At 70.4% G+C, this 25782-nt stretch carries 28 protein-coding genes; 20 read left to right on the top strand and 8 right to left on the bottom strand.

The genetic code is table 11. The features are described from left to right. Positions 1–70: 70 nt before the first annotated feature. Entirely contained in the window at positions 71–1033 is a 963-nt protein-coding gene (gene torT / locus ACE3UA_RS09035; protein WP_374644263.1) for a TMAO reductase system periplasmic protein TorT, read from the bottom strand. On the opposite strand from torT, the gene ACE3UA_RS09030 reads away from it, so the two are divergent. Further along, on the top strand, positions 1032–3797 hold the full coding sequence (locus ACE3UA_RS09030; protein WP_374644261.1) for an ATP-binding protein: 2766 nt from the start codon (positions 1032–1034) through the stop codon (positions 3795–3797). The genes torT and ACE3UA_RS09030 overlap by 2 nt on opposite strands. On the opposite strand, the gene ACE3UA_RS09025 is transcribed toward ACE3UA_RS09030, so the two are convergent. Then, positions 3767–4471, bottom strand: coding sequence for a response regulator (locus tag ACE3UA_RS09025; RefSeq protein WP_374644259.1), 705 nt, complete (start codon positions 4469–4471; stop codon positions 3767–3769). The two genes, ACE3UA_RS09030 and ACE3UA_RS09025, sit on opposite strands and share 31 nt — an antisense overlap. Before the next feature lie 112 nt (positions 4472–4583). Here ACE3UA_RS09025 and ACE3UA_RS09020 point away from each other — a divergent pair, with 112 nt between their 5' ends. The 10 genes from ACE3UA_RS09020 to ACE3UA_RS08975 all read left to right on the top strand — a co-directional run bounded on the left by ACE3UA_RS09020 (position 4584) and on the right by ACE3UA_RS08975 (position 13567). After that, a complete protein-coding gene (locus ACE3UA_RS09020; protein ID WP_374644257.1) occupies positions 4584–7271 on the top strand; it encodes a molybdopterin-dependent oxidoreductase in 2688 nt (895 codons plus the stop codon). Positions 7272–7326: 55 nt separating this feature from the next. Further along, positions 7327–8565, top strand: coding sequence for a gephyrin-like molybdotransferase Glp (gene glp / locus ACE3UA_RS09015; RefSeq protein WP_374644255.1), 1239 nt, complete (start codon positions 7327–7329; stop codon positions 8563–8565). A gap of 2 nt (positions 8566–8567) precedes the next feature. Next, positions 8568–9614: a GTP 3',8-cyclase MoaA gene (moaA, locus tag ACE3UA_RS09010; protein ID WP_374644253.1), complete on the top strand. Its 1047-nt coding sequence runs from the start codon at positions 8568–8570 to the stop codon at positions 9612–9614. 3 nt (positions 9615–9617) lie between these two features. Then, positions 9618–9872, top strand: a complete 255-nt coding sequence (moaD, locus tag ACE3UA_RS09005; protein WP_374644251.1) for a molybdopterin converting factor subunit 1 — start codon at positions 9618–9620, stop codon at positions 9870–9872. Between the two features lie 9 nt (positions 9873–9881). Next, positions 9882–10661, top strand: a complete 780-nt coding sequence (locus ACE3UA_RS09000; protein ID WP_374644249.1) for a ThiF family adenylyltransferase — start codon at positions 9882–9884, stop codon at positions 10659–10661. Continuing rightward, positions 10658–11149, top strand: a complete 492-nt coding sequence (gene moaC / locus ACE3UA_RS08995; protein ID WP_374644247.1) for a cyclic pyranopterin monophosphate synthase MoaC — start codon at positions 10658–10660, stop codon at positions 11147–11149. Before ACE3UA_RS09000 ends, moaC begins: the two co-directional genes overlap by 4 nt. Continuing rightward, positions 11146–11658, top strand: coding sequence for a DUF2478 domain-containing protein (locus ACE3UA_RS08990; protein WP_374644245.1), 513 nt, complete (start codon positions 11146–11148; stop codon positions 11656–11658). The genes moaC and ACE3UA_RS08990 overlap by 4 nt, the downstream gene beginning before the upstream one ends. Continuing rightward, entirely contained in the window at positions 11648–12187 is a 540-nt protein-coding gene (gene mog, locus ACE3UA_RS08985; RefSeq protein ID WP_374644243.1) for a molybdopterin adenylyltransferase, read from the top strand. The genes ACE3UA_RS08990 and mog overlap by 11 nt, the downstream gene beginning before the upstream one ends. A gap of 163 nt (positions 12188–12350) precedes the next feature. Further along, a complete protein-coding gene (locus ACE3UA_RS08980) occupies positions 12351–13049 on the top strand; it encodes a cytochrome c oxidase assembly protein (RefSeq protein WP_374644241.1) in 699 nt (232 codons plus the stop codon). Next, positions 13046–13567 (top strand): CopD family protein, encoded by a 522-nt coding sequence (locus ACE3UA_RS08975; protein ID WP_374644239.1) that lies wholly within the window; start codon positions 13046–13048, stop codon positions 13565–13567. The genes ACE3UA_RS08980 and ACE3UA_RS08975 overlap by 4 nt, the downstream gene beginning before the upstream one ends. Here the strand turns inward: ACE3UA_RS08975 and ACE3UA_RS08970 are convergent. After that, the gene (locus ACE3UA_RS08970; protein WP_374644237.1) at positions 13537–14058 is read right to left on the bottom strand and encodes a DUF2231 domain-containing protein; all 522 of its coding nucleotides are present in this window, start codon (positions 14056–14058) and stop codon (positions 13537–13539) included. The genes ACE3UA_RS08975 and ACE3UA_RS08970 overlap by 31 nt on opposite strands. 72 nt (positions 14059–14130) lie before the next feature. On the opposite strand from ACE3UA_RS08970, the gene ACE3UA_RS08965 reads away from it, so the two are divergent. From ACE3UA_RS08965 to ACE3UA_RS08955, 3 genes are read left to right on the top strand one after another with little or no spacing between them, the layout of a single operon-like run. Further along, a complete protein-coding gene (locus tag ACE3UA_RS08965; protein ID WP_374644235.1) occupies positions 14131–14748 on the top strand; it encodes a cytochrome c oxidase subunit II in 618 nt (205 codons plus the stop codon). Further along, entirely contained in the window at positions 14745–17237 is a 2493-nt protein-coding gene (locus tag ACE3UA_RS08960; RefSeq protein ID WP_374644233.1) for a cbb3-type cytochrome c oxidase subunit I, read from the top strand. Before ACE3UA_RS08965 ends, ACE3UA_RS08960 begins: the two co-directional genes overlap by 4 nt. Beyond that, positions 17234–17536: a hypothetical protein gene (locus ACE3UA_RS08955; protein ID WP_374644231.1), complete on the top strand. Its 303-nt coding sequence runs from the start codon at positions 17234–17236 to the stop codon at positions 17534–17536. The genes ACE3UA_RS08960 and ACE3UA_RS08955 overlap by 4 nt, the downstream gene beginning before the upstream one ends. On the opposite strand, the gene ACE3UA_RS08950 is transcribed toward ACE3UA_RS08955, so the two are convergent. The 5 genes from ACE3UA_RS08950 to ACE3UA_RS08930 form a co-directional block, all read right to left on the bottom strand. Then, the gene (locus ACE3UA_RS08950; protein ID WP_374644229.1) at positions 17533–18960 is read right to left on the bottom strand and encodes a sorbosone dehydrogenase family protein; all 1428 of its coding nucleotides are present in this window, start codon (positions 18958–18960) and stop codon (positions 17533–17535) included. The two genes, ACE3UA_RS08955 and ACE3UA_RS08950, sit on opposite strands and share 4 nt — an antisense overlap. A gap of 11 nt (positions 18961–18971) precedes the next feature. Next, on the bottom strand, positions 18972–19430 hold the full coding sequence (locus tag ACE3UA_RS08945; RefSeq protein ID WP_374644227.1) for a DUF2231 domain-containing protein: 459 nt from the start codon (positions 19428–19430) through the stop codon (positions 18972–18974). 249 nt (positions 19431–19679) lie between these two features. Continuing rightward, on the bottom strand, positions 19680–20744 hold the full coding sequence (gene cysK / locus ACE3UA_RS08940) for a cysteine synthase A (RefSeq protein ID WP_374644225.1): 1065 nt from the start codon (positions 20742–20744) through the stop codon (positions 19680–19682). 128 nt (positions 20745–20872) lie between these two features. Further along, positions 20873–21289 carry a DUF488 domain-containing protein gene (locus tag ACE3UA_RS08935; RefSeq protein ID WP_374644223.1) on the bottom strand — a complete coding sequence of 139 codons (417 nt, stop codon included), beginning with the start codon at positions 21287–21289 and terminating at the stop codon, positions 20873–20875. Beyond that, positions 21289–21624: a carboxymuconolactone decarboxylase family protein gene (locus tag ACE3UA_RS08930; protein WP_374644221.1), complete on the bottom strand. Its 336-nt coding sequence runs from the start codon at positions 21622–21624 to the stop codon at positions 21289–21291. Before ACE3UA_RS08930 ends, ACE3UA_RS08935 begins: the two co-directional genes overlap by 1 nt. Positions 21625–21762: 138 nt before the next feature. Between ACE3UA_RS08930 and ACE3UA_RS08925 the strand changes: the two genes are divergently transcribed. The 6 genes from ACE3UA_RS08925 to ACE3UA_RS08900 are packed head-to-tail and all read left to right on the top strand — an operon-like array spanning position 21763 to position 25776. After that, positions 21763–22194 carry an Rrf2 family transcriptional regulator gene (locus ACE3UA_RS08925; protein WP_374644219.1) on the top strand — a complete coding sequence of 144 codons (432 nt, stop codon included), beginning with the start codon at positions 21763–21765 and terminating at the stop codon, positions 22192–22194. A 2-nt stretch (positions 22195–22196) separates the two neighbouring features. Further along, positions 22197–23831: a cytochrome-c oxidase, cbb3-type subunit I gene (gene ccoN, locus ACE3UA_RS08920; RefSeq protein WP_374644411.1), complete on the top strand. Its 1635-nt coding sequence runs from the start codon at positions 22197–22199 to the stop codon at positions 23829–23831. A gap of 4 nt (positions 23832–23835) precedes the next feature. Beyond that, positions 23836–24567: a cytochrome-c oxidase, cbb3-type subunit II gene (gene ccoO, locus ACE3UA_RS08915; protein ID WP_374644217.1), complete on the top strand. Its 732-nt coding sequence runs from the start codon at positions 23836–23838 to the stop codon at positions 24565–24567. Further along, entirely contained in the window at positions 24564–24722 is a 159-nt protein-coding gene (locus ACE3UA_RS08910) for a CcoQ/FixQ family Cbb3-type cytochrome c oxidase assembly chaperone (protein WP_374644215.1), read from the top strand. The genes ccoO and ACE3UA_RS08910 overlap by 4 nt, the downstream gene beginning before the upstream one ends. Further along, on the top strand, positions 24719–25618 hold the full coding sequence (gene ccoP / locus ACE3UA_RS08905) for a cytochrome-c oxidase, cbb3-type subunit III (RefSeq protein ID WP_374644213.1): 900 nt from the start codon (positions 24719–24721) through the stop codon (positions 25616–25618). The genes ACE3UA_RS08910 and ccoP overlap by 4 nt, the downstream gene beginning before the upstream one ends. Next, positions 25615–25776, top strand: a complete 162-nt coding sequence (locus tag ACE3UA_RS08900) for a hypothetical protein (RefSeq protein ID WP_374644211.1) — start codon at positions 25615–25617, stop codon at positions 25774–25776. The genes ccoP and ACE3UA_RS08900 overlap by 4 nt, the downstream gene beginning before the upstream one ends. The last annotated feature ends 6 nt before the right edge of the window (positions 25777–25782 follow it).

Here is a 25782-nt window from a genome sequence, read left to right as displayed (position 1 = left end):
GATGCCTTCGCAGTGGTTCCGGCAATTCGACAAGGCGATGGAGTTTTCTTCATCCGCGGGTTGCGAAGTCTCAGTCGAGCGCCGGAAAGTAGTCGGCAGGCGACAGGTCGATGCCTGCCGGGGCGGTGCCGCCTTCCTTGACCACGATCCCGGGGCCGATCGGTGCGGTCGCCCGCTGCCCGGCAAGCGCCGCCGCGGCCGCATCCACGGCCAGCCTTCCCTGCGCGATCGGATCGTCGAAGGGGGCGGCCATGACCCTGCCGCCGACCAGACCCCTTGCGACCGTGTGGCTTACATAGGTCGCGGCAAGGCGGGGGCGGTCCCGGCCCCTCGGGAACAGGGCCATCGCGGCTTCGATGGCGGGGGCGCTTCCGATCACCAGGTCGATGTCGGGATAGGCCGCGATGGCCTTTTCCAGCAGGCGCAACTGTTCCGCCGTGCCGGTGTCCGCCCCATAGGTCGCGACGATCCTGACCGAGGACTGTTCCAGACCGCGCCGCAGGCCGGATTCAAGCGGCGCGACCCATCCCGCCCCGGCCGGCCCGGACAGCAGGACGGCATCCAGCGACGGAGAGCCGGCGGGGAAGCGGCTGGCGAGGTTCCGTCCCAGCGCAAGGCCCATGTCGGCCCAGTCGACCCCGACGCGGGCGGTCAGGACATCCGTGTGCAACTCGTTCACCAGCCCGATCACCGGCTGGTCCCCGGCAGCCGCCTGCACGGCGGCAAGCACGTCCGGCGCGTCGGAGGAAACGGTGCCGATCAGGATCGCGCCGGGCCGCAACGCCCGGCAGGCGGAAATCTGGTCGATCTGGCTTTTCTGGGCGTCATAGCCCCCGGCCTCGAAGAACCGCACGGAAAGCCGCCGTTCCGCCGACTGCTGCTCGATCCCGTAGGCGACGCTAAGCCAGTATTCGTCCTTGAAATGCGGCACCAGCACGCAAAGCAGGGGCTGCTCCGCCCGCGCCTCGGCCGCGAACAGGGCGCCGAGGGCAAGGATTGCCGCAGCGCCAAGCCGACGATAAGCAGATCCCATGCGCTCCAGACGGTTCGACAGGCAGCTACAGTCGGTCTTCATGGTCCTCTCCGGGCTGATCATGGTTGTCGGCCTCGCCTCGTTCGGCGTCAACCGCTTCCTCGCCCGGACCCAGCAGCGCGTGCTGTCGGAAAGCATCGCGATCATCGAACGGACCGAGAGGGTCGCGCAGGAAGCGGAACTCGCCGCCTCGCTGGCCGGGCGGTTGCGGGATGCCGAAAGCGCGGCCGCCGTGGCCGAAACCTCGTCCGGCCTTGCCGAGCGGGTGGCCGGGATCGAGGCGGACCTCGACGCGATGCGCCGCTTTCTTGCCCAGCCTGCGGGGCCGGGTTCGGCGACGGTCGTGGGCGACCTGGCGACGGCGATGGGTCGCCCCGTCGCCCGCCGGATCAAGGCCGGGGAAGCCCTGCGGGCGGGACGGGACCGGCTGGCCGCCTCGGGCGCAAGGCTTGCGGCGATGATCTCGACCGAGGCCGAGCTGGCGCGGCTCCGGATCACCGCCGGCATCTGGGAGCTTTACGCGCTGCCCGGCGGGCGCGATCCGAGGCCGGGGCTCGACCGCCTCGCCGACGCGAACTTCTTCGCCTATGAACGGCTGGCCGAGATGGCCGAGGCCGTGGCGACGCTGGACCGCCTGGCCGCGCGCATCCCGGTGGCGAAGGATGCGGCGGAACTGCAGCGGCTGGGCACGGATTACACCGCGGCGCTGACGCTGGCGCGCGACCGCGCGGGCTTCATGCTGTCGCAGGCGGCGACGGACCATGCGCAGGCCGAGCTGAACGTCCTGGCGCAGGGCGGCGCCCTGATCGCGCAGCGGCTGGCCGGGCTGGCGGCAGAGGCCGAACTGGACAGCCTTGCGCTTCGGCTTGGGCGCGAGCTGGATCTCTTGACCTCGGAGGCGCAGCGGGGCCGCGACGAGACGCGCGTCCGGATGAAGGCGGGCGTGGCCGATGCCGGCTGGCAGGCGACATCGCTGCTGGCGGCGCTGGCGGGCGTGATCCTGCTGGCGCTGCTGGCGGCCTATCTGGTCTGGGCGCGCACCCGCCGCAAGGTCGTGCTTCGGCTGGAGGACGTGGCCGAGCGGATGATCCTGGTCGCGGATGGCAGCCTCGGCCAGCCGATGGCGATCAGCGGCCAGGACGAGATCGGCCGGCTGGAGCAGGCGCTGAACGTGCTGCGCAACCGCACGGAGGAGGCGGCCGGGCTGCGCGACCGGCTGGAAGCGGCGGTCATCGACCGGACCGCGGATGTGGTGGCCGAGATGCAGTCGGCCAACGCGGCCCGGGCGGATGCCGAGGAATTGAGCCGCGCCAAGACGCATTTCCTGGCGCGGATGAGCCATGAGATCCGCACGCCCCTGAACGGGATGATCGGGCTTCTGGACCTTCTGGCCGGAGAGGAGGCCGATCCGGCGCGGCGGGGGCGGCTGGAGGCGGCCCTGACCTCGGCGCGGGATCTGCAGCGGCTGACCGAGGATATCCTGGCCTTCTCGGCCGGCGAGGAGGGGCAAGGCGGGCAACGCCGCGAGGTCTTCGATCCCGAGGCGCTTGCGCGGGGCCTTGGCGAGCTTCTGGAGGTGATGGCGACAACCCGCGGCCTTGCGGCCGTGGTGGAGATTGCCGCCGGCCTGCCCCCGGCGGTGACCGGCGAGGCGACGAAGATCCGGCAGATCATGATGAACCTGCTGACCAATGCGGTGAAATACACCGAAGGCGGGCGGGTGGAGCTTCGCGTCTCGTCGCGCCCGGTGGCGGAGGGGCACGAGATCAGCCTTGCCGTGCGCGACACCGGACCGGGGATGACGGCCGAGGAAACGCGGCAGGCCTTCGACATCTACGGGCGCAGCGTGACCGCGCGGCGCAGCGGCGTGCGCGGCGTCGGGCTGGGCCTGGCCATCGCGCGGCAACTGACCGATGCGATGGGGGCGGAACTGCGCGTCTCGACCGCGCCCGGACGCGGCAGCGTCTTCACGCTGGTCCTCTGCCTGCCCGAGGCGGACCCCGCGCAGGTCGCGCCGCCCGCCGCGCTGGCGCCTGCGGCGGAAGGCAGGCGCGTGCTGGTCGTGGACGACCACCCGGTCAACCGGCTGGTGGCGCGGGGCTATCTTGAACGGATGGGATGCAGCGTGACCGAGGCCGCGACGGGAAAGGCGGCGCTGGAGGCCGTGCGCGAGGGACGGTTCGAGGCGATCCTGGTGGACCTGGGCTTGCCGGACATGACCGGCGAGGCGGTCATCGCTGGGCTGGGGCGGACGGGTGCCAAGGTGGCGGTCCTGACGGCGGATCTGGTGCGCGACGATGCGGCGACGCGGGCGAAGTTCGGGGTGGACCGCGTGCTGACCAAGCCGATCTCGCCGCGCGCGCTGGCGTCCTTCCTGGCAGAGGCCGAGGCGCCCGCGCCGGTCGCGGAACCGTGCGACCCGGAAATCGAGGCGGCGCTGCGCGAGGACATCGCCAGCCTCGGCGCGGCGCAGACGGCCGCGATCGTCGCGGCCATGCTGGCCGAGCTGGCGGCGGCGGCGGCGCGGCTGCGGGCCGCACCCGACGCCGAGGACCGCGCCCGGCTGGCGCACCGGCTGAAGGGGGCGGCGGCGAATTTCCACCTTTCGGACTTCTGCGCGCTGATGCAGCGGCTTCAGTCGCGGGACGGCAGCGCCCTGCCGGCGCTGGAGGCGACGGCCGAGGCGGCGATCCGCGACCTTACGGCGGCGGCGCGGCGGGCCGGGCTTGCGCTTCAGCCGGGGACCGGCGCGGCGAAGCAATAGCCTTCGCCCATGCGGGTCAGGATGTGGTCGGGACGGGCGGGGTCGGCCTCAAGCTTCTTGCGCAGCCGGCCGACCAGAACGTCGATGGTCCGGTCGCCGGGCCGCAAGTCCCCGCGGCCGACGATCTCGCTCAGCCGCGGGCGGCCGAAGGTGACGCCGGGGTTGCGGGTCAGGGCATCCAGCAGGTCGAACTCCTGCGCGCTGAGCGTCTCGACCCGCGCGGCCGAGACCAGGCGGCGGCGGAGGCGGTCGAAATGCCAGGGGCCGAAATCCTCGACCGCGCCGGCGGTGGGGGCGCTGCGGCCGATCTCGGTGATGCGGAACAGCAGGTTCTTGATCCGCGCCGCCAGCTCGCGCCGGTCGAAGGGCTTGGTGACATAGTCGTCCGCCCCCATCTCCAGCCCGATGATCCGGTCCACCTGCTCGTCGCGCGAGGTCAAGAGGATGATCCCCACCCGCGATTTCGCCCGCTGCTCGCGCGTGATGGTCAGGCCGTCCTTGCCCTCGAGCCCGATGTCCAGCAGCAGGATCTCGGGCGGGTCGGTGTCGATGACATCCTGCATCGCCTCGGCATCCTCGACCTCGGTCACGCGATGGCCGAGGCCGCGCAGATAGCCCGCCAGCCGCATCCGCGTCACGCGGTCGTCTTCGACGATGAGGATATGCGCGGTCATGGCGCGGCCTTCACATCCCTTTACACCTCTTCACCGGACCGATTGAGGGCCGTCAAGGCCCCAGCGCCCGCATCCGGCCATTGTCTGGTCGCAGACAAGACGGAGGTCCGCCATGACATTGATCAACCCGACCAGACGCAGCTTCCTGAAGGGGGGCGCCGCCCTTTTCGGCTCCGGCTGGCTTCTGAACTCGACCGCGCTGGCCGCCGTCGATCCGAACTCGTTCTCGGGCCGCGTGTTCAGCGCCAGCCACTACGGCCCGTTCGAGGCCGTGGTGCGCGACGGCAGGATCGTCGGCATCTCGCCGATGATCGAGCTGGACCAGCGCCCGACCGAAATGCTGATGCATGGCGTCCTGGACCGCGTCTATGACAAGAGCCGGATCGACTATCCGATGGTCCGCAAATCCTATCTGGAGAACTGGAAGTCCGGCGACGTGAAGCCGGAGCTGCGCGGCAAGGAGGAATATGTCCGCGTCGACTGGGATACCGCGCTGAAGCTGACGGCCAAGGCGATCACCGACACGATCGTCGAACACGGCCACCAGGCCATCCTGTCCACCTCCTATGGCGGCTGGAGCCATGCCGGGATCATGCGGCCCAACGTGCTGCAGGGCAAGTTCTTCAACATGATCGGCGGCTGCACCAATACGGTGGGCGACTGGTCCGGCGGCGCCAGCCAGATCTCGCTGCCGCATGTGATCGGCGACATGGAGGTCTATTCGGCGCAGACCGCCTGGGAAGTCATCCGCGACAATACCGAGGTCTTCGTCCTGGTCGGCTGCGACCCGATCAAGAACAACCGCGTCGAATACACCGTGGCCGACCATGGCATGTATACCCCCTGGGAGCAGATCCGCGACAACGGCACCAGGTTCATCTCGATCAACCCGCAGCGCACGGCGTCGGACAAGGTGCTGAACGCCGACTGGGTTCGCATCATCCCGAACACCGATGTCGCGCTGTTCCTGGCCATGGCCTACCACGTCCTGGAGCAGGGCCTGGACGACAAGGACTACCTGGCGAAATACGCCACCGGCGCCGACAGGTGGATCGCCTATGTGAAGGGCGAGGGCGAGGACAAGACGGCGAAGACGCCGGAATGGGCCTCGGCCATCACCGGGATCGAGGCGGCGAAGATCCGTGAGCTGGCGGAACTGCTGGCCAAGTCGAAAACCGAGATCGCCGGCGCCTGGTCGCTGCAACGCGCCCATCACGGCGAGATGACCCATTGGGCGATCATCAACTTTGCCGCGCTGACCGGCAAGATCGGCAAGCCGGGCGAGGGCGTGGGCTTTTCCTGGCACTATGGCAACGGCGGCATGCCGCAATCGGGCGGCAAGACCCCGGCGGGCCTGAGCCAGGGCAAGAACTTCGTCACCGAATACGTCGTCCCGGCCTCGCGCCTGACCGAGGCGCTGGAGAATCCGGGCGCCGAGGTGGTCTACAACGGCAACGTCCGCAAATACCCGGACGTCCACATGATCTACAACGCCGGCAACAACTTCATGTCCCACCAGCAGGACACGAACCGGCTGATCAAGGCGTTGGCCAAGGTCAGGACCATCGTCAGCCAGGACGTCTGGTGGACCGCCGCGACACGTTGGGCGGATATCGTCCTGCCCGCCTCCTCGCCGCTGGAGCGGGACGACATCTCGGTCGGCGGAACCTATTCCAACGACCGCATCTACGCGATGAAGAAGGTCATCGAGCCGATCGGCGAAAGCCGCAGCGACTTTGACATCTTCGCCGCGCTGTCCGACCTGTTCTATCGCCAGTCGCAATACATCGAGGACCAGGCCTATCCGGAATATATCGACATCATCAAGAAGGCCTACAACGGCACCACCGCCGCCGAGACCGTCCCGTTCGAGCAGTTCTGGGAGCATGGCTATGCCTTCCAGCCGGCGCCCGAGGAGGCCCGCGCCTGGGTCCGCCACGGCGCGTTCTACACCGACCCCGAGGCGAACCCGCTGCACACGGCGTCGGGCAAGATCGAGATGTTCTGCGAGACCATCGCGAACATGGGCCTTGAGGACTGCCCCGGCATGCCGATGTGGCTGGAGCCGGCCGAATACCTGGGCAACGCCAAGGACGGCCAGCTTCACGTCGTGAGCCCGCACCCCTGGCACCGCCTGCACAGCCAGATGGACCAGTCGCAATCGCTGCGCGACCTTTACAAGGTGCAGGGCCGCGAGCCGGTGCGGATCAACGCCGAGGACGCCGCGGCGCGCGGGATCGCGGACGGCGATCTGGTCGAGATCTGGAACGACCGCGGCACGGTCATCGCCGGGGCTGTCGTCTCGGACGAGATCATGCCGGGCGTGATCTCGATCTACGAGGGCTGCTGGCCCAGCCTCGACAGCAAGGGGCGCTGCAACTCGGGTCTGGTGAACTTCCTGACCTCGACGCAGAAGTCCTCGGGCCTGAGCCAGGCGACCACGGCGAACACCTGCCTCGCCTCGATCCGCAAATGCGAGGACCCGGACGGTCCGAACATGGCCTACGAAAAGCCGCCGATCCTCGAGGGCATGGAACTGGCCGCGATCGACGATGCGGACCTGGGGCTGGACCGGCTGGATGCGGTGATCGAGGCGCTTTATGCCGAGATGGGTCCGGGCGAGAAACTGTTCTACGAACGCTGCACCGTCTGCCACGGGCCGCGCGACGTGGGCGCCTTCACCCAGCTGCAGTGGAAGGCGATCACGCCCTCCATGTTCCCTCGCGCCGGGCTGGACGACGACGAGGCCGCGCTGATCATGGAGTTCCTGATGGCCAATGCCTCGGACGCCGCGAAGTGACGCCAACCTCTGCGGCCGGTCTCCCCGGCCGCAGATCCCTTGAAGGACCGGACCGATGAACGCCTCCAGTGCCATGCCGCCGATGATCGACGTGACCGCCGCGCGCGAGATCGCCGTCGCGCAGATCACGCCTGTCCGCGCCGTTCGGGACCTGCCGCTGCACGCCGCGCCGGGCCGGATCTGCGCCCGCGACGTGACCGCGACCAGCGCGATGCCCTTCTTCACCAATTCCGCCATGGACGGTTTCGCCCTGCGCCATGCCGACCTTGCCGGCACGGGGACGCTGTTGCCGGTGGCCGGAACCGTGGCAGCCGGCGCGGCTGGAACCTTCCTGCCGCCGGGCGCGGCCCTGCGGATCTTCACCGGGGCGCCCCTGCCCCTCGGCGCGGATAGCGTCGTGGCGCTGGAAGACACCAGCGAGGCGGGCGGCCGGGTCCGCATCGACGTGATGCCCGACATCGGCGCCAACCTGCGACTTGCCGGCAGCGACCAGCCGCTCGGCGCCTGCCTCGTCGCCCGTGGCGCGCGGATCGCGCCGCAGCATGTCGGCCTGCTGGCCGCGAACGGGATCACCCGCATCGCCGTCACCCGCAGGCCGCGGGTCGTCGTCCTGTCGACCGGCGACGAGCTTGCCGCCTCCGGCGCGCCACGGGCCGAGGGCCAGATCCACGACGCCAACCGCCCCATGCTGCTGGCGCTGGCCCGGGCGGCCGGCTGCGAGGCCGTGGACGGCGGCACGATGCCGGATGACGTCGACGCGCTGTCGCAGCGGCTGGCCGGGCTTTGCGCCTCGGCCGACCTGGTCCTGTCCTCGGGCGGGGTGTCGATGGGCGGGCGCGACCCGCTGCGACCCGCCTTTGTCCGCGCGGGCGGCGAGATCGCGGGCTGGCGGGTGGCGGTCAAGCCGGGCAAACCCGTGATGTTCGGGCGCCTGGGCGGGACCGCCTTTACCGGCCTGCCGGGCAATCCGATGGCGGCCTTCGTCGGCTTCCACCTGTTCGTCGCGCCGCAGATCGACCGGCTTTCCGGGGCGAACCCCCTGCCCTTTGCCCGCTGGCCGGGCAGGGCCGCATCCCCCTGGCCGCACCGTCCCGGCCGCCAGGACATCGTTCCCGTCCGTTGCCTTGGCGCGGACGGGACCGGCCTTCCGCTGCTGGAACGGCTGGGCAAGGGCGTCTCGGCCACCCTGTTCCCGCTGGCGGCCGCCGATGGCCTTGCCGTGATCCCCGCCGCGTCCGGGGGTATCGCGACGGGAGAGCCCGTCGACTGGCACCCCTTCCGGCGCGAGGGCTGATCATGCTGCAGACCCCCGACGCCTTCCGCGCGACCGCCCTGCCCGTCCGCGCGCCGCTGACCGACGGCTTCTGCCGCAAGATCCGCTATCTGCGCGTCTCGGTCACCGACCGCTGCGATTTCCGCTGCACCTATTGCATGGCCGACCGGGTGCGGTTCCTGCCGCGCAAGGAGCTTCTGTCGCTGGAGGAGCTGGACCGGCTCTGTTCCGCCTTCGTCGGGCTGGGCGTCACCAAGCTGCGGATCACCGGCGGCGAGCCCCTGGTCCGGCGCGACATCCTTGAGTTCTTCCGCGCGATGTCGCGTCACCTTGCGACCGGCGCGCTGCGCGAGCTGACGCTGACCACCAACGGCAGCCAGCTTGCCCGCCATGCCGAGGCGCTGGCCGCCTGCGGGGTGCGGCGGGTGAATGTCTCGCTGGACACGCTGGACGCGGATCGGTTCGCCGCCCTGACGCGCCGGGGGCAACTTGCCCCGGTGCTGGAGGGGATCGGCGCGGCCAGGGCGGCCGGGCTGCGGGTCAAGATCAATGCCGTCGCGCTGAAAGGGGCAAGCGAGGACGAGCTGTTCCCGCTGGTCGACTGGTGCGCGGCCGAGGGCCATGACCTGACCTTCATCGAACTGATGCCGATGGGCGAGGACGGGATCGAGGACCGGATCGCGCAGTACCTGCCGCTCTCCGACCTGCGGGCGCGTCTTTCGCAGCGGTTCACGCTGGAGCCGCTGGCCGAAAGCACCGGCGGCCCGGCGCGCTATGTGCGGCTGGCCGAGACCGGGCAGAGGGTCGGCTTCATCGCGCCGCTCAGCCACAGCTTCTGCGAAAGCTGCAACCGCGTGCGGCTGACCTGCACGGGCGATCTCTACACCTGCCTGGGCCAGGAGGGCGCGACCGCCCTGCGCCCGGTCCTGCGCGGGACGCCGGACGCGGCGGGGCTGGAGCAGGCGATCCGCGCCGCCATCGCCCGCAAGCCGCGCGGGCATGACTTCGACTATTCGCGCGGGGCGCCACGCGGCGCGATGGCGCGCGGCATGAACCATACCGGGGGATGACCGATGGCGACCGTCGACGTGCTCTACTTCGCCTGGCTGCGCGAGCGGATCGACACCCCGCGCGAGCGGATCGAGACCCAGGCCGAGACCGTGGCCGACCTCATGGCGGAGCTGGCCGCCCGCAGCGACCGCCACGCCGCCGCCTTCGCCGATCCGGCTTCGGTGCGGGTGGCGCTGGACCAGCAGCTTGCGGATTTCGCCGCACCGCTTGGCGGCGTGGCCGAGATCGCCTTTTTCCCGCCGATGACGGGGGGCTGAGCGATGCAGATGACGGCACCTCTGTTCGCCGAGGGCGAGCTGCCCCGCTATGCCCGCCACATCGCATTGCGCGAGATCGGCGGGCCGGGGCAGGCACGTCTGAAACGGGCCTCGGTCCTGGTGGTGGGCGCGGGCGGGCTGGGCGCGCCGGTGCTGATGTATCTCGCGGCGGCGGGGGTGGGCCGGATCGCGGTGGTGGATGATGACAGCGTCTCGCTGTCGAACCTGCAACGGCAGGTGATCCACAGCCAGGACCGGCTGGACATGCCCAAGGTCGCCTCGGCCCGCATCGCGCTGGCGGGGATCAATCCCTTTGTCTCCGTGACCGCGGTCGAGGCCCGGCTGGATGCGGGGAACGCCGCCGAAGTGGTCGCGGGACAGGATCTGGCGATCGACGCGACCGACAACCTGCCCGCGCGCCACCTGCTGAACGCGGCCTGCGTGGCGGCGCGGGTCCCGCTTGTTTCCGGCGCGATCAGCCAGTGGGAGGGGCAGGTGACGCTGTACGATCCCGCGCGGGGGGCGCCCTGCCTCGCCTGCCTGTTCCCGGCGATCCCGGCCGGGGGGCTTGCCCCGGACTGCGCCAGCGCCGGCGTCATGGGGGCGCTGCCCGGCATCATCGGCGCGATGATGGCGGCCGAGGCGATCAAGCTGCTTGCCGGCGCGGGGCGCAGCCTGCGGGGGCGGCTCTTGATGCAGGACGTGCTTTGGGGCGAAAGCCGGGAAATCGCCGTGCATCGCCAAAAGGACTGCCCCGTCTGCGGCGCGATCAAGGGAGAGGACGCATGACCCTGACCCATTTCGACGCCGAGGGCCGGGCGCATATGGTCGATGTCTCGGACAAGCCGGTGACCGACCGCATCGCCGTGGCCGAGGCCGTGGTCCGCATGACGGCAGAGACGCTTGCCCTTGTCACCGAGGGGCGGGCGAAGAAGGGCGATGTGCTGGGCGTCGCGCGGCTGGCCGGGATCATGGCGGCAAAACGGACGGCCGGGCTGATCCCGCTCTGCCACCCGCTGCCGCTGACCCGCGCGGCCGTCGATCTGGTGGCCGACCCGGCGCTTGCGGGGGTGCGGATCCGCGCGACGGTCAGGACCACGGGCACGACCGGGGTTGAAATGGAGGCGCTGACGGCGGCTTCGGTTGCCGCCCTGACGGTTTACGACATGCTCAAGGCGGTGGAAAAGTCGATGGTGGTGGACGCGATCCGGCTGGTGCTGAAGGATGGCGGCAAGTCCGGGCGCTATGTCGCCCCGGAAGCGGAGGACAAGGCATGAGGCTGGCGCATGTAAGCATCGGCGGGCGGGGCGAGACCGACCGTTTCCTGGCCGCGGTCGCCAGACGGCTGGAGACCGCTGGGGTGCGCCTGGCGGGGACGGTGCAGACCAACATCAGCCGCGCGGATCGCACCCGCTGCGACATGGACCTGCGCGTCCTTCCCGACGGGCCCGTCGTGCGGATCAGCGAGGATCGCGGGGCCGCCGCGCGGGGCTGCATGCTGGACCACGGCGCGCTGGAGCAGACCGTGGCCGAGGTGGCGCGGCGGCTGGACGGCGCCGGGGTGCTGATCGTCAACAAGTTCGGCAAGGCCGAGTCCGAGGGGCGCGGACTGGTCCCGGTGATCTCGGAGGCGCTGGCGCGGGGGATGACGGTGCTGGTCGGGGTGAACGGGCTGAACCTGCCGCTTTACCTTGACTTCGCGGGCGGATTGTCCGAGGCGCTGCCCCCGGACGAGGCCGCGGCGACCGGCTGGTGCCTGGCGGAGGTGTGCGACCATGTCGAGTGACGATCCGTTGATCTCTGTGCTGGTCGTCTCGGACCGGGCCTCGCGCGGGGAATATGAGGACAAGGGCGGGCCCGCGGCCGAGGACTGGCTGCGGCGGGTGGTGACCTCTCCGGTCCGCATCACGCGGCGGATCGTGCCGGACGGGCAGGAGTCGGTCGCCTCCGCGCTGCGGGAGCTGGCGGACGGCGATGGCGCGGACCTGATCCTGGTCACCGGGGGGACCGGCCCCGCCCCGCGCGACCAGACGCCCGAGGCGCTGGACGCCGTGATCGACAAGCGCCTGCCCGGCTTTGGCGAGGCGATGCGCCTGGCCAGCCTGGCCGAGGTGCCCACGGCGATCCTGTCGCGGCAGGATGCGGGCATCCGGGGACGCTGCCTGATCATCACGCTGCCCGGCAAGCCCTCGGCGATCGCGACCTGTCTCGCGGCCGTGTTCCGCGCGGTGCCCTATTGCCTCGACCTGATCGAGGCGGCGCGGATCGAGACCGACCCCGCGCTTTGCGAGGCCTTCCGCCCCAGGGGCGCATGACGGCGCGGCCCCTGCCGGAGGAGGAATAGGCCGGGGGCCCTGCGGGAACGAATGGCGTCGCCGGACGTTGGAGGGGTTCCCAGCAGAAGGCGCCCCGCGTGACCCGGTCCGACTTGCGGTTTTCAGGTTCCTGTTGCGGACCGCCCGACGGGCGGGCCGGGCCGTGAGCGGGTGGGAGGGCCTTTATTGCGGCCCCGCGCCCCTTCCGGCCGAGCTTCCGTGGCGCTGGAATTTCGATCCCTGGGCGCTGGTGCTGCTGGCCCTGCTGGCGCTTTGGGCCGGGCGCAGCCGCGCGGGCGGCGCGGCGGTCCTGGTGCTGGCGGTGGCCTTCCTCTCGCCGCTTTGCGCGCTGTCCTCGGCGCTGTTCTCGGCCCGGGTGGTGCATCATGTCCTGCTGGTGGCGGTCGCCGCCCCGCTCCTGGCGCTAGCCCGCCCGGCGCGAGCGGGACGGGCGGCCGGGGTGCCGCTGCTGCTGGCGACCGCCTGCCTGTGGCTGTGGCATGTGCCCGCGCCCTATGACGCGGCGCTGGGGCACAAGGCGCTGTACTGGGCCATGCAGGCAAGCCTGTTCGGATCGGCCTGGGCCTTCTGGCGCGCCGCCTTCTCGCTGCGGGACGGCGCGGGGCTGGGCTGGGTCTGCCTGGCCTTCCTGGCGATGGGGATGCTGGGCGCGATCCTGGCCCTTGCGCCCGGCGCGCTTTACGCGACCCATGCGACGGCGCCGCTGCTTTGGGGCCTGTCGCCGCTGGCCGACCAGCAGCTTGGCGGCCTGATCATGTGGATGCCCGCCGGTCTGCCCTATGCGGTCTGGGGCGGGATGCTGGCGCGGCGGGCCTGGCGCGCGACGGGAGCGTGGCCGTGAGCGGGGCCGCGACCTGGGCCGAGGCGATCGTCCCGCATCTCAAGGCGCTGCACCTCGGCTTCCTCGCGCTTTGGCTGGCCGGGCTGTTTGCCCTGCCGCAGATGCTGGCCCGGCATGACCGGACCGACCTGCGGGCCGAGTTCGCCCAGATCCGCCGCGCCACCCATTACGGCTATGTCTGGGCCATCACCCCCGCCGCCGTGCTGGCCATCCTGACCGGCGGCATCCTGATCTTCCTGCGCGAGGTGTTCACCGTCTGGCTTTTCGCCAAGCTGGTGCTGGTCGCGGGTCTGGTCGCGGTCCATGCCTGGGCGGGCCATACGATCATCGCCGTGGCCGAGACCGACGGACGGCACGAACCGCCGGGACCGCTGGCGCCGACGCTGCTCACCGCCGCGCTGGTGCTGGGGATCCTGGTCCTGGTGCTGGCGAAGCCCGGGCTTGCCGGCCTGCCCCTGCCCCAATGGTTGCTGGCCCCGCTGGGGCATCAGCTGCCCTTCGATGTTCCCAGCCGATAATCGAACACCAGCTTGCCGCCATGCCAGCCCGTCGCAATCACCACCAGCACCGCAAAGCCCGAGATCAGCAGGCCCCAGGGCAGCACGGCCGTCTCATAGCCTTGCAGCCGCCGGCCCCAGTTCAGCCCGAGCAGCGACAGAAGCAGCACCGCGATCACGAAATGCGTCCAGGAGGCCGCGCGGATGCGGATGCCGGGGACCATCAGAAGCTCGGCCGTGCCGGTGACCCCGGCGAGAAGGCCGAACAGGAAGGCGGTGCCGCTGGCCCAGAGCGCGGCCCAGGCCCAACGCTCCTCGCCCGACCACCAGTAGAACAGGTCGGCCCCGAAGGCGCAGAAGGTCAGCGCCACCGGGAAGGCGACGGTCATGGCATGCAGGGGATGGCCCATGATCGCCATGCGGGTCTCGGTCTGGTGAAAGGCGGGCTCGCTGGCGATCGGGTCGCCCGAGGTGGCGGCCTCGTCCGGCACGGAATCCCTGGTCTGGGTCATGGGAGGCTCCTTCGCGCGCTTGGCTGCGGGACAACGCCGTCGGCCCTTGCCGGTTGCCAGGAGCGGCTGTCGATGCTGCATCCGGCGGGACCGGCCTCGGAGGCGATCGCGGGGCTGTGGTGGGTCATGCTGGCCGGTGGCGCGGCGATCCTGGCCTTCGTGCTGGGCCTGCTGGCCGTGGCCATCCTGCGCCGCCCCTCCGCCCCGCCCGCCGCCGGCGGGAATGGCGCGGCGCTGTGGCACCATGGGCTGGGCCTCGGCTTTCCCCTGGTCGTTCTGGCGGCGCTGACCGTCCATGGCCTGATGGTCGGCGAGCGGCTGCTGCCGCGCCAGGCCGAGGGTCTGGTCACCGTGCGGGCCGAGGCGCGGCAATGGGCCTGGACCTTCGCCTATGCCGGGGCGCCCGGCCTTGCGACCGAGGATGTGCTGCACATTCCCGCCGGCCGCCCGGTGAATGTCGAGATCACCAGCCGCGACGTGGTGCATTCCTTCTGGGTGCCGCGTCTGGCGGGCAAGCTGGACGCGGTGCCGGGGCATGTGAACGTGCTGCGGCTGCAGGCCGCCGCCCCCGGCACCTATGCGGGCCAGAGCGCCGAGTTCAGCGGGCCGGGCTACAAGGGCCATGTCTTCACGGTCAGGGCGCATGACGCCGCCGCCTGGGACCGCTTCCTGCGCGGGGAAACGCCATGACCGCCCGCCGCAAGACCGCGCTGCGCCTGCACCGGGAGCTGGCGCGGATCTGGGCGCCCGACCCGCGCTTTCGCGGCTGGCTGACCACCAGCAACAACAACGACATCGGGCGGTTGTTCCTGGCGGTCGCCACCGCCTTCTTCGTCATCGGCGGCCTCCTGGCCATGCTGATCCGCGCGCAGCTGGCCACGCCGGGGTCGGCCTTCATGGGGCCGGAAGCCTATGACCAGGTCTTCACGATGCATGGCACCGTGATGATGTTCCTGTTCGCCATCCCCTTCTTCGAGGCGCTGTCGATGCTTGTGTTGCCCGGCATGCTGGGCACGCGCGACCTGGCCTATCCGCGGCTCGGGGCCTATGGCCTCTGGGTCTATGTCTTCGGCGGCAGCGCGGTGATCGTCGCGATGCTGCTGGGCCTTGCCCCGGACGGCGGCTGGTTCATGTATCCGCCGCTGACCTCGGCCGCCTTCTCGCCGGGGATCGGGGCGGATGTCTGGCTTCTGGGCATCACCTCGATCGAGATCTCGGCCATCGCCACGGCGGTCGAGATCATCGTGACCGTGCTGCGCTACCGCGCCGCGGGGATGAGCCTGTCGCGGATGCCGATCTTCGCCTGGTACATCCTGGTCGTGGCGGTGATGATCCTGACCGCCTTCCCACCGATGATCCTGGGCTCCTTGCTGCTGGAGCTGGAGCGGGCGCTGGACTGGCCCTTCTTCCAGGTCGAGAATGGCGGCGACCCGCTCTTGTGGCAGCACCTGTTCTGGCTGTTCGGCCACCCGGAGGTCTACATCATCTTCCTGCCCGCCGCCGGGATGATCGCCACCATCCTGCCGGTGATGGCGCGGACCACGCTTCTGGGCTACGGCTGGGTCGTGGCGGCGGCGGTGTCGCTGGGGGTCCTCAGCTTCGGGCTCTGGGTGCACCACATGTTCACCACCGGCATCCCGCATCTGGGGCTGGCGTTCTTCTCGGCCGCCTCGACGCTGGTGGCGGTGCCGACCTCGGCGATGATCTTCGCCTGGATCGGCACGCTGTGGCAGGGCCGGGTGCGGATGGAGCTGCCGATGCTGTGGATCATCGGGTTCTTCGCCACCTTCGTGATCGGCGGCCTGACCGGGGTGATGATCGCCATCGTCCCGTTCAACTGGCAGGTCCACGACACCCATTTCATCGTGGCCCACCTGCATTACGTCCTGATCGGCGGCTATGTCTTTCCGATGATCGCGGCGGTCTACTACTTCCAGCCGCTGCTGACCGGGCGTTTCCAGGTCTTCCGGCTGGGCGGGGTTGCGTTCTGGCTGGTGGTGCCGGCCTTTCACGTCACCTTCCTGGCGGTGCATGTGGCGGGCCTTCTGGGCCAGCGCCGCCGCACCTGGACCTATGACGAGGGGCAGGGCTGGGAGGTGCTGAACCTCGTCGCCTCGGTGTCGTCCTTCGTCATGGCGATCGGCTTTGCCCTGGTGCTGCTGGACGTGGCGATCAACACCTTTTCCGGAGCGCGGGGGCCGCGCAATCCCTGGGGGGCGGGGACGCTGGAATGGGCGACGCCGATCCCCTCTCCGCCCTATGGCCTGGCCTCGATCCCCATCGTCGGCAGCCGCTATCCGCTGCTGGACGACCCCCGGATCGACCTGAAGATCGCGCGGGGCGAGGGCTATCTGGCCGACACCTCGCGCAACCGGCGCGAGACGCTGATCGTCAGCACCGCGCAGGGCGCGCCGGCGCAGGTTGCCGTGCTGCCCTGCAACTCGGCCCTGCCCTTCCTTCTGGCGGTGGTCACCAGCACGGCTTTCCTGGCCCCGCTGGTCAAGGCCCATGCGGTCTCGGTCCTGGCCCTGGTCGGCCTGGTCGCGTTGGCCCTGGTCTGGGTCTGGGGGCTGGCCCCGGCGCGGGCGGAGGGGCCGATCGACGCCGGGCATGGCGCGATGCTGCCGCTGGCCTCCGAGGCGCCGGACCCGCCGGGGTGGTGGGGCTCGCTGTTCCTCCTGCTGGCGGATGGCGTCCATTTCGGCGCGCTCCTGTTCGGCTATGCCTTCCTGTGGACCGTGGCGCCGAACTGGCCGCCGCCATCCTTCCTGCGGCCGGAGCCGGCGGGCCTGGCCCTGGCCCTGGGCGGAGCGGGCGCGCTGGCGCTGGCACCGCGTCTGGCGGTGCGCCTGATCGCGGCCGGGCGCGGGGCCGGTCCCGCGGTCGGGCTGGCGGCCCTGGCGGCGCTGGCGCTGGCGGGGGCGGCGGGCAGCGTGATGCTGGGGCGGCCCGATCCGGCGGGCCATGCCCATGACGCGACCCTGTGGATTCTGGCGGGGCATGTGGCCTTTCACGCCGGGCTGGTGCTGATCATGCTGTTCTACCTTGCCCTGCGCCTGGTCGCGGGGAAGGCCCTGCGCATCGGCGAGGCGCGGATCGTCGGCCTCTGGGCCGATTTCACCGCCGCGACCGGGCTCTTGGCGCTGGGGGCGGCCTGGCTGCCGGGGGTGCTGGCATGACCGGGATCCTGCGCATCGCGCTGCCGCTTACGGTCTGGCTGGCCGGATTCTGCGCGGTCTACGCGCTTCAGGGCCTGGGCTGTTCGCGGCACTGGCCCGAGGGGCTGGACCGGCGCGCGATCCTGATCGCGGCGGCGGCGCTGTTCGTGCTGGTCCAGGCGCTGATCCTGCTGGGGTTCCTGTATCGCCCGTCGGGCGTCCGCTTCGTGCAGGCGACGGCCAGCCTGCTGGCGGCGGCCGCGCTGGCGGCGGCGGTCTGGACCTCGCTGCCGGTGCTGGCGCTGGAGATCTGCGGCTAGGGCGCAGCGGGTTCCGGGCTGCCCGTGGCGGGCGGCGCTGCGGGTTCGGCGCCGGGCGCGGCGGCGACGCGGTCGGTCTCGACCGGGGCCTCGCTGACCCGGCCATCCGCCGCCGCGACGCGCCAGACGGTGTTGCCGGCGTCATCCGCGACCAGCAGCGCGCCGGTGCCGTCCAGCCCCAGGCCGACCGGGCGGCCGCGCACCTTGCCGTCCACCAGGAAGCCGGTCACGACATCCTGCGCCATGCCATCGGGAACGCCGTTGGAGAAGGGGATGTAGGACACCTTGTAGCCGTTGAACTCATCCCGGTTCCAGCTGCCGTGCTGGCCGACCATGGCGCCGTTGCCATAGGCCTCGGGCAGGGCCGAGCCGTTGGTGAACACCAGTCCCAGCGCCGCCACATGGCTGGAAAGCGCATAGTCCGGCGCGATCGCCGTCGCCACCAGGTCGGGCCGCGCCGGGCGGACGCGCTCGTCGACATGGGCGCCGTAATAGCTGTAGGGCCAGCCGTAGAAGGCCCCCTCCTGCACCGAGGTCATGTAGTCGGGCACCAGGTTCGGCCCCAGTTCGTCGCGTTCGTTGATCACCGCCCAGAGGACGCCGGTCTCGGGGTGGAAGATCAGCCCGTTCGGGTTGCGCAGGCCGGTGGCGTAAGGCTTCGCGGCCCCGGTCGCCCGGTCGATCTGCCAGATCGCGGCGCGGCCACGCTCGGCCTCCATCCCGTTCTCGCCGGCATTCGAGTTCGAGCCGACCGAGGCATAGAGCATGGTCCCGTCCGGGCCGAGGGCCAGGTCCTTGGTCCAGTGGTGGTTGAGCGGCCCGCCAGGCAGCGGGGTAAGGAGTTGCGCGGCGCCCGCAATCGCGGTGTCGCCCAGGATATAGGGATAGCTGACCACGGCATCGGCAAGGGCGACGTAAAGCCTGTCGTCGATCCAGGCCACGCCGAAGGGCGAATTCAGGCCGGTCAGGAGGTCATGCCGCTCATCCACCACCCCGTCGCGGTTCGGGTCGCGCAAGAGGGTGATCAGGTTGCTGTCCTGCTGCGGCCCCTTGCCGCCCCCTGCGGCGATCGACATGATCCAGCCGCGGATAAAGTCCTTGGGGCGGTATTTCGGCTTGCCCTCGGGCGCGCGGGACTGGATCACCAGCACATCGCCGTTGGGCAGGGTGTGGACGGTGCGGGGATTGACCAGATCGGTGGCATAGGCCGAGATGGCCAGCCCCTCGGGGACCTCGGGCATCTGGCCTTCGGCCCAACCGACGACCTCGGCCACGTTGAGGTCGGGCGCCAGGCTGACATAGACCGGATCGGGCAGGACCGGATCGGGTCCGATCTGGCTGGTGATGTCGAAGTCCTGGGCCTGGGCGGCAAGGCCGGTGCCAAGGAACAGAAGCGCGCGCGTGGCAAGGCCGATCGGGGTCATGGCACTCTCCTTCAGGCCGCGTGGATGCGGTGGAACGCCTGGCGCCGCAGGACAGCCGAGGCCAGCATCAGGACGCAGGTCACGAGGGACAGCCCGATCCCCCAGGGGACGATGGCAGTCCAGCCGTCGCCCGCATGGACCAGGCTGTTCAGGAAGGCGGCCGCCAGCACCAGGGCGTTCAGGATGGCGATGATCCAGACCGGCCGCTGCCGATAAAGCGCAAGGCCGACCAGCCAGAGCAGGACCGCGACCCCGCCCGCGACCAGCCCCGCCAACAGAAGCCAGGACGAGAAGTCCTGCCAGGTCAGGATCATGGTCTGGACATAGGCCCAGTCGGTGAGGAGCGCCAGCGTGAAGAAGGCCGCCGCGAAATAGGTCAGGGTCTCCTGGCCGGGAAGCGCGGCGGGACCGACCCGCAGGGGCGCGCGAAGGGGGGAATGGGCGGGGGGATCGGAATGCTGCAACGCCATCTGTCCACCTTGCTGGAAACCCCCGTCAAACGCGGCACGGCCGGAATTTGTTCCCCCGTCCGGCTTCAACCCCATGCCGCCGCCAAGGCGCTGCTCGGGTGAAGGCCGGGATGACCTTGCATGACCGGCCGCCCCCGCCCAAGGCGGGGTGGCATCATCCAGGCCGGAAAGCCATTTCAGATCAGCACCTTGCGCAACCCGGCCATCCCCTTGCCGACAAGTCGCCCACGCGCCGCGCCCGGCCGGGCGTCAGGGCATCTGGTAGCCGGGGGTCGAGCGCATCAGCGCGATCTCTTCCTCGGTCATGCCGGGTTCGATGCCGTCGAACAACGGCGTCGAAAGGTAGCGTTCGCCGGTATCGGGCAACATGCACAGAATGCGTGCGCCTGCGGGGGCGGTTTCGGCGACCTTCAGCGCCACCGCCAGCGTGGCCCCGCCCGAGATGCCGGTGAAGATGCCCTCCTGCCGCGCCAGCGCCCGGGCGGCGGCCATCGCATCCGGGCCGGAAACCGGGATCAGCCCGTCATGGCCGTTCCGGTCCAGCGCCTCCTGCAGCACCAGCGGGATGAAATCGGGCGTCCAGCCCTGGATCGGATGCGGGTTGAAGGCGGGATGGCTGGCGGCGGGCGCGCCCTCGGCGTCGCGCTCCTGTGCCGTCCCGCTGGCGACGAGGGCCGCGTTGGCCGGTTCGGCCAGGATGATGCGCGTGGCCGGGCTTTCCCGGCGCAGCACGCGCGAGACCCCGGTGATCGTGCCGCCGGTGCCGTAGCCCGAAACGAAGTAATCCAGCTTTCCGTCGAAATCGGCCAGGATCTCGCGCGCGGTGGTGGCCTCGTGGATCTCGGCATTGGCGGCGGTCTCGAACTGGCGGGCAAGGAACCAGCCGTTCCGTTCGGCCAGCTCGCGCGCCTTCTGATACATGCCAAAGCCCTTCAGCTCCTTCGGCGTCAGCACCACCTTCGCGCCCAGGAAGCGCATCAGCCGCCGACGCTCGACCGAGAAGCTCTCGGCCATGGTCAGCACCAGCGGATAGCCCTTGGCGGCACAGACCATCGCCAGGCCGATCCCGGTATTGCCGCTGGTCGCCTCGACCACCGTCTGCCCGGGACGCAGCGCCCCCGAAGCCTCGGCCGCCTCGATGATGTTCAGCGCCAGCCGGTCCTTGACCGAGCCGCCGGGATTGAAGGCCTCGACCTTGACGTAAAGCGCGACATGCGGCGGGGCCAGGCGGGCGAGGCGCACCGCGGGCGTGTCGCCCACGGTATCGAGGATGCTGTCGTAAAGCCGTCCGCGTCCGGCGGTGCTGCGTGTCATGCTGCGTCACTCCTGTCCCGCGTGGTCATGCCGATACTGGACCAGAAGCGGAGGTGCGGGGCAACCGCCGCTTTCCCCGATGCGGCGGAATGCAGCGCCCGCCGCGAGGGGGGGCAAGCGGGCCAACCCTAGCCGTCCTGGCCCGTCTTGTCATTCTTTTCAAGGATTTGCCGCAGGTAGTCGCGCAGCACGATGGCGTTGTTTTGCTCCTCCTCCTTCGAGGCGTAAAGCAGCGTCACCACGCCGTCGGCCGTCAGTTCGGCAAGCCCGCGCAGCAGATCGGCCTTGTGGGAAAGCTCCTCGCGGTAGCGGGCGGTAAACTCCTGCCAGGCATCGGGGTTGGCGTGATACCAGCGGCGCAATTCGTCGCTGGGCGCGATCTCCTTGCACCAGGAATGCAGGCGGACGCGGTCCTTGGCCAGGCCGCGCGGCCAGAGCCGGTCGACCAGGACCCGGCTGCCGTCCGACACCCGGACCGCCCGGTAGATCCGCTTGACGCGGATCCGGTCGGCGGGACGATCGGGAACAGGCGGCACCGGGGGCATCACCCTGCCCCGCCGCCCATCGCCTGGATCGCCTTCAGCGCATGGGCATAGGAGGCCCCGGCACGCATCTCTGCCGCGACCCAGATCGCTTCCATGACCTGCTCGGGGCTGGCGCCTTCACGCCCCGCCGCCTTGACATGGCCCTCGATGCACCAGGGGCATTGCGTGACATGGGCCACCGCGACCGCGATCAGCTGCTTGGTGCGCCTGTCCAGCGCGCCATCGGCGAAAACCGCCGCCGAGAAGGCGCGGAACGCCGCCTCGGGTTCGGGCGCAAGCGCGCGGCGACGTTCGGACATTTCCAGGGTGCCGCGCGGCAGCGAGGGGTCGGACATCGGCGCTCTCCTTCCGGAAGGGTGATATACGTCGCCTTCGGAGGACCCCAGCACCGCCGGGCATCCGGTTGGGCTTGCATTCCGGTTTAAACCTGCTAATTGGTATTGTAAATACCTATTAAGGACGGACCATCCCGGATGCGCCTTACCTCGTTCACCGATTATGGCTTGCGGATGTTGATGCGCATGGCGGGCACGCCCGGACAGGGGGTCTCCACGGCCGAGATGGCGCAGGAATTCGGCCTTTCGCGCCACCACCTGACCAAGATCATCCAGCGGCTCGCCCAGGCCGGCTATGTCGCCACCCGGCGCGGCAGCGGCGGCGGCGCGATGCTGGCCCGTCCCGCCGGCGAGATTCGCCTGGGCGCGATCATCCGCCTGCTCGAGGAAGGGCAGCCGCTGGTCGAATGTTTCGGACCGGGCGGCGGCGACTGCAGCATCGACGGGCGCTGCCGGTTGAAGGCGCGGCTGCGCGCGGCCGAGGCGGCCTTCCTGGCCGATCTCGACCGCTCGACCCTGGCGGATATCGCGCTGCGTCCGGACCTTCTGCTTGCGGAGGAATTCGTGTGACCATGCCCGCCTCGCTGACCACACTGGAACGGCAGATCGGCATCGGCCTTTCGGCGGCCCTCGCGCTGATGGGGCTGGCGATGGCCGCCCTCGCGCAGGACAGCGTGATGGCGCTGCACGGGACGATGGCGCTGGTGCTTGGCCTTGGCCTGGTGTTCCGGCTGGGCGGCGTGCTGTATGACGCGGACCCCGCCGACCGCGACCGCGTCCTGCGCTATGACGACGGGCCGACGCGCTTCGGCATCTGGATGACGCTGGCCTGGGCCATGGTCGGCATGGTCGCGGGGGTCTGGGTGGCGGCGCTGCTCTACTGGCCCGAGGCGACGCCGCTTTGGGGGGCCACCAGCTTTGGCCGGCTGCGCCCGGTGCATACCACCGGCATCATCTTCGGCTTTGGCGGCAATGCGCTGATCGCGACCTCGTTCTGGGTGCTGCAACGCACCTCGCGCGCGCGGCTGGCCGATGCGCTGAGCCCCTGGGTCGTGCTGATCGGCTACAACCTGTTCTGCGCCTGGGCGGTGACAGGCTATCTGATGGGCGCCACCCAGTCCAAGGAATATGCCGAGGCGGAATGGTATGCCGACCTCTGGCTGGTCGCGGTCTGGGTGCTTTACTTCACGCTTTACATGCGCACCCTGGCGCGGCGGGCCGAGCCGCATATCTATGTCGCCAACTGGTATTACCTGGCCTTCATCCTGGTGGTGGCGATGCTGCACATCGTCAACAACATCGCCCTGCCGGTCAGCTGGGCGGGATCGAAAAGCTATACGGTCTGGGCCGGCGTGCAGGATGCGATGATCCAGTGGTGGTATGGCCACAACGCGGTGGCCTTCTTCCTAACCGCCGGCTTCCTGGGGATGCTCTACTACTTCCTGCCCGTCCGCTCGGGCCGGCCGATCTGGTCCTATCGCCTCTCGATCCTGAGCTTCTGGGGCATCGTGTTCTTCTACATCTGGGTCGGCTCGCACCACCTGCATTACACCGCCCTGCCCTATTGGGTGCAGACGCTGGGGATGACCTTCTCGGTCATGCTGCTGGTGCCCTCCTGGGCCTCGGCCGGCAATGCCATCGCCACGCTGAACGGCGCCTGGGGCAAGGTGCGCGACGACGCGACGCTGCGCTTCATGTTCGTGGCGGCGGTGTTCTACGGCCTGTCCACCTTCGAGGGGTCGTTCCTTGCCATCCGCCCGGTGAACTCGCTGTCGCATTACACCGACTGGACCGTGGGCCACGTCCATTCCGGCACGCTGGGCTGGGTCGCCATGATCATCTTCGGCGCGATCTACACCCTGGTGCCGCAACTGGCCGGGCGCGAGACCATGGCCTGGCCGCGCGCGGTGGAATGGCACTTCTGGCTCGCCGTCCTCGGCACGCTGGTCTACGTCATCGCGATGTGGAACGCCGGCATCACCCAGGGGCTGATGTGGCGGGCCTATGACGCGAACGGCGCGCTGTCCTACAGCTTCCTGCAATCGGTGCAGACCATGGCGCCCTATTACCTTCTGCGCGCCATCGGCGGCGCGATGTTCCTGACCGGCGCCGTGATCTGCACGCTGAACTGCCGCGCCACGTTGCGCGCCTCGTACAGCCGCGACCTGCGGAACGACCGGCCCCTCGTGGCGCAGGCGGCGGAGTAGTCCCATGGTCCTGCGCCTGCATTACAACCTGGAAAAGCTGTCGATGGGCCTTGTCGGCGCGATCATCCTCGCCGCCTCGGTCGGTGGGCTGGTGGAAATCGCGCCCCTGTTCACCATCGACGAGACGGTGGAGATTCCCGCCGACCTGCGGCCCCTCACGCCGCTGGAACTGGCCGGGCGCGAGATCTACATGCGCGAGGGCTGCTATGCCTGCCACAGCCAGATGGTCCGCAGCCTGGCCGACGAGATCGACCGCTACGGCCCCTATTCGCTGGCCTCGGAAAGCGCCTGGGACCATCCGATGCTCTGGGGATCGAAGCGCACCGGGCCGGACCTCGCCCGGCTGGGCGGCAAGTATTCCGACGCCTGGCAGGTCGCGCATCTGACCGATCCGCGCGCGGTGGTCCCCGCCTCGATCATGCCGGCCTATCCCTGGCTGATGCAGACGCTCGACACCTCGGGCCTGCCCGGCGCGCTGGCCACGCTGGCCCGGCTGGGCGTGCCCTATGACGCGGCGATGGTCGCCGGGGCCGAGGCCGACGCGAGGGCGCAGGCCGCCCCCGACGGCGCCGGCACCGACGCCTTCCGCGAGCGGCACGGCGACCGCCCGGTCCAGCGTGCCTTCGACGGCGATCCGGCGCACCTGACCGAGATGGACGCGGTGGTCGCCTATCTGCAATCGCTCGGCACTCAGACCGAGGCCGCGCGGCTGGCGCAGGAAGGGACCGCGCCATGAGCCATGACATCCTTGTCCTTCTGGCAAAGACCTTCGGCCCGATCTGGATGATGGGCTTCCTGGCGATCGTCGCCATCCGCGCCTATGCGCCCTCGCGCCGGGCCGCGCATGAACGGGCCGCGCGCTCGGTGCTGGAGGGGGAGGCGCGGGAATGACCAGGACCTCCGACCCGCACGACCTGCCCGGCGCCGACCCGCATACCGGCAACCGCCTGATCGACCCGGTCACCGGCTACGACACCACCGGCCACGACTGGGGCGGTATCCAGGAGCTGAACACCCCCTTCCCGAAGATCGCGGCCATCGCGCTTTTGCTGACCTTCGTCTACGCGGTGGTCGCCTGGATCCTGCTGCCCGCCTGGCCCACCGGGCGCGACTATACCCGCGGGCTCTGGGGGCTGGACCAGGGCCGCATGGCGCGCGACGGGTATCAGGCCGTGGACGCGGTGCGGCAGGGCTGGCTTGCCCATTTCACGACCCCCGATTTCGCCGCGCTGAAGTCCGACCCCGTGCTGATGGCAAGTGCGATGCCCGCCGCCGCCCGCCTATTCGCCGACAACTGCGCCGCCTGCCACGGTGCCGCCGGTGCCGGCGGTCCGGGATTTCCGGCGCTGGACGATGCCGACTGGCTTTGGGGCGGCGAGCCCGGGACCCTGGCCGAGACCATCGCCATCGGCATCAACGCGACCGAGGACAGCCGCGCGGCCGAAATGCCCGCCTTCGACTGGCTGGAGCCCGCCGACCGCCAGGCGCTGGCCAGCCATGTCGCCGCCCTGCCGTCGGGCAAGGCCCCCGCCGACAGCCCCGGCGCCGCGCTTTTCGCCGAGAACTGCGCCTCTTGCCATGGCGACGGCGGCAGCGGCGGCCTTCTGGCCGGGGCGCCCTCGCTGACCGACGATTCGGTGATCTACGGCCAGGACGAGGCCACGATCCTGACCACGCTGAAACACGGCCGCCGCGGCTTCATGCCCGCCTGGAACCAGCGCCTCACCCCGGCCGAGGTCAATCTCCTCGCCCTCTACGTCTCGACCCTGCCGGAGGCGAAACCATGAGTCCCGCCCGCCAGCGCAGCCTCGCCCTTGCCGGGGCGGCCGCCGTGATCGCGGTCTTCCTTGCGGCGAACATCCATCTGGTCATCGCGGCGGTCGGGTCGCAGCCGGCCTGCACCGCCCTGGCCGATGGCCCCGCCCCCGCCCGGCACAGTTGCTGAGGTCCC

The sequence above is a fragment of the Tabrizicola sp. genome (genome assembly GCF_041919135.1).
In the GTDB taxonomy this organism is placed as follows: Bacteria; Pseudomonadota; Alphaproteobacteria; order Rhodobacterales; family Rhodobacteraceae; genus Tabrizicola.
The sequence above is the reverse complement of the archived record's forward strand: the minus strand, read 5'-3'. Positions and strand labels throughout refer to the sequence as shown.

What these genes read in the sequence shown, in the direction of transcription:
- ACE3UA_RS09030 (WP_374644261.1), top strand. Translation starts at nt 1,032, where the DNA reads ATGCGCTCCAGACGGTTCGACAGGCAGCTACAGTCGGTCTTCATGGTC.
- torT (WP_374644263.1), bottom strand. Translation starts at nt 1,033, where the DNA reads ATGGGATCTGCTTATCGTCGGCTTGGCGCTGCGGCAATCCTTGCCCTC.
- ACE3UA_RS09025 (WP_374644259.1), bottom strand. Translation starts at nt 4,471, where the DNA reads ATGACCGCGCATATCCTCATCGTCGAAGACGACCGCGTGACGCGGATG.
- ACE3UA_RS09020 (WP_374644257.1), top strand. Translation starts at nt 4,584, where the DNA reads ATGACATTGATCAACCCGACCAGACGCAGCTTCCTGAAGGGGGGCGCC.
- glp (WP_374644255.1), top strand. Translation starts at nt 7,327, where the DNA reads ATGAACGCCTCCAGTGCCATGCCGCCGATGATCGACGTGACCGCCGCG.
- moaA (WP_374644253.1), top strand. Translation starts at nt 8,568, where the DNA reads ATGCTGCAGACCCCCGACGCCTTCCGCGCGACCGCCCTGCCCGTCCGC.
- moaD (WP_374644251.1), top strand. Translation starts at nt 9,618, where the DNA reads ATGGCGACCGTCGACGTGCTCTACTTCGCCTGGCTGCGCGAGCGGATC.
- ACE3UA_RS09000 (WP_374644249.1), top strand. Translation starts at nt 9,882, where the DNA reads ATGACGGCACCTCTGTTCGCCGAGGGCGAGCTGCCCCGCTATGCCCGC.
- moaC (WP_374644247.1), top strand. Translation starts at nt 10,658, where the DNA reads ATGACCCTGACCCATTTCGACGCCGAGGGCCGGGCGCATATGGTCGAT.
- ACE3UA_RS08990 (WP_374644245.1), top strand. Translation starts at nt 11,146, where the DNA reads ATGAGGCTGGCGCATGTAAGCATCGGCGGGCGGGGCGAGACCGACCGT.
- mog (WP_374644243.1), top strand. Translation starts at nt 11,648, where the DNA reads ATGTCGAGTGACGATCCGTTGATCTCTGTGCTGGTCGTCTCGGACCGG.
- ACE3UA_RS08970 (WP_374644237.1), bottom strand. Translation starts at nt 14,058, where the DNA reads ATGACCCAGACCAGGGATTCCGTGCCGGACGAGGCCGCCACCTCGGGC.
- ACE3UA_RS08965 (WP_374644235.1), top strand. Translation starts at nt 14,131, where the DNA reads ATGCTGCATCCGGCGGGACCGGCCTCGGAGGCGATCGCGGGGCTGTGG.
- ACE3UA_RS08960 (WP_374644233.1), top strand. Translation starts at nt 14,745, where the DNA reads ATGACCGCCCGCCGCAAGACCGCGCTGCGCCTGCACCGGGAGCTGGCG.
- ACE3UA_RS08955 (WP_374644231.1), top strand. Translation starts at nt 17,234, where the DNA reads ATGACCGGGATCCTGCGCATCGCGCTGCCGCTTACGGTCTGGCTGGCC.
- ACE3UA_RS08950 (WP_374644229.1), bottom strand. Translation starts at nt 18,960, where the DNA reads ATGACCCCGATCGGCCTTGCCACGCGCGCGCTTCTGTTCCTTGGCACC.
- ACE3UA_RS08945 (WP_374644227.1), bottom strand. Translation starts at nt 19,430, where the DNA reads ATGGCGTTGCAGCATTCCGATCCCCCCGCCCATTCCCCCCTTCGCGCG.
- cysK (WP_374644225.1), bottom strand. Translation starts at nt 20,744, where the DNA reads ATGACACGCAGCACCGCCGGACGCGGACGGCTTTACGACAGCATCCTC.
- ACE3UA_RS08935 (WP_374644223.1), bottom strand. Translation starts at nt 21,289, where the DNA reads ATGCCCCCGGTGCCGCCTGTTCCCGATCGTCCCGCCGACCGGATCCGC.
- ACE3UA_RS08930 (WP_374644221.1), bottom strand. Translation starts at nt 21,624, where the DNA reads ATGTCCGACCCCTCGCTGCCGCGCGGCACCCTGGAAATGTCCGAACGT.
- ACE3UA_RS08925 (WP_374644219.1), top strand. Translation starts at nt 21,763, where the DNA reads ATGCGCCTTACCTCGTTCACCGATTATGGCTTGCGGATGTTGATGCGC.
- ccoN (WP_374644411.1), top strand. Translation starts at nt 22,197, where the DNA reads ATGCCCGCCTCGCTGACCACACTGGAACGGCAGATCGGCATCGGCCTT.
- ccoO (WP_374644217.1), top strand. Translation starts at nt 23,836, where the DNA reads ATGGTCCTGCGCCTGCATTACAACCTGGAAAAGCTGTCGATGGGCCTT.
- ACE3UA_RS08910 (WP_374644215.1), top strand. Translation starts at nt 24,564, where the DNA reads ATGAGCCATGACATCCTTGTCCTTCTGGCAAAGACCTTCGGCCCGATC.
- ccoP (WP_374644213.1), top strand. Translation starts at nt 24,719, where the DNA reads ATGACCAGGACCTCCGACCCGCACGACCTGCCCGGCGCCGACCCGCAT.
- ACE3UA_RS08900 (WP_374644211.1), top strand. Translation starts at nt 25,615, where the DNA reads ATGAGTCCCGCCCGCCAGCGCAGCCTCGCCCTTGCCGGGGCGGCCGCC.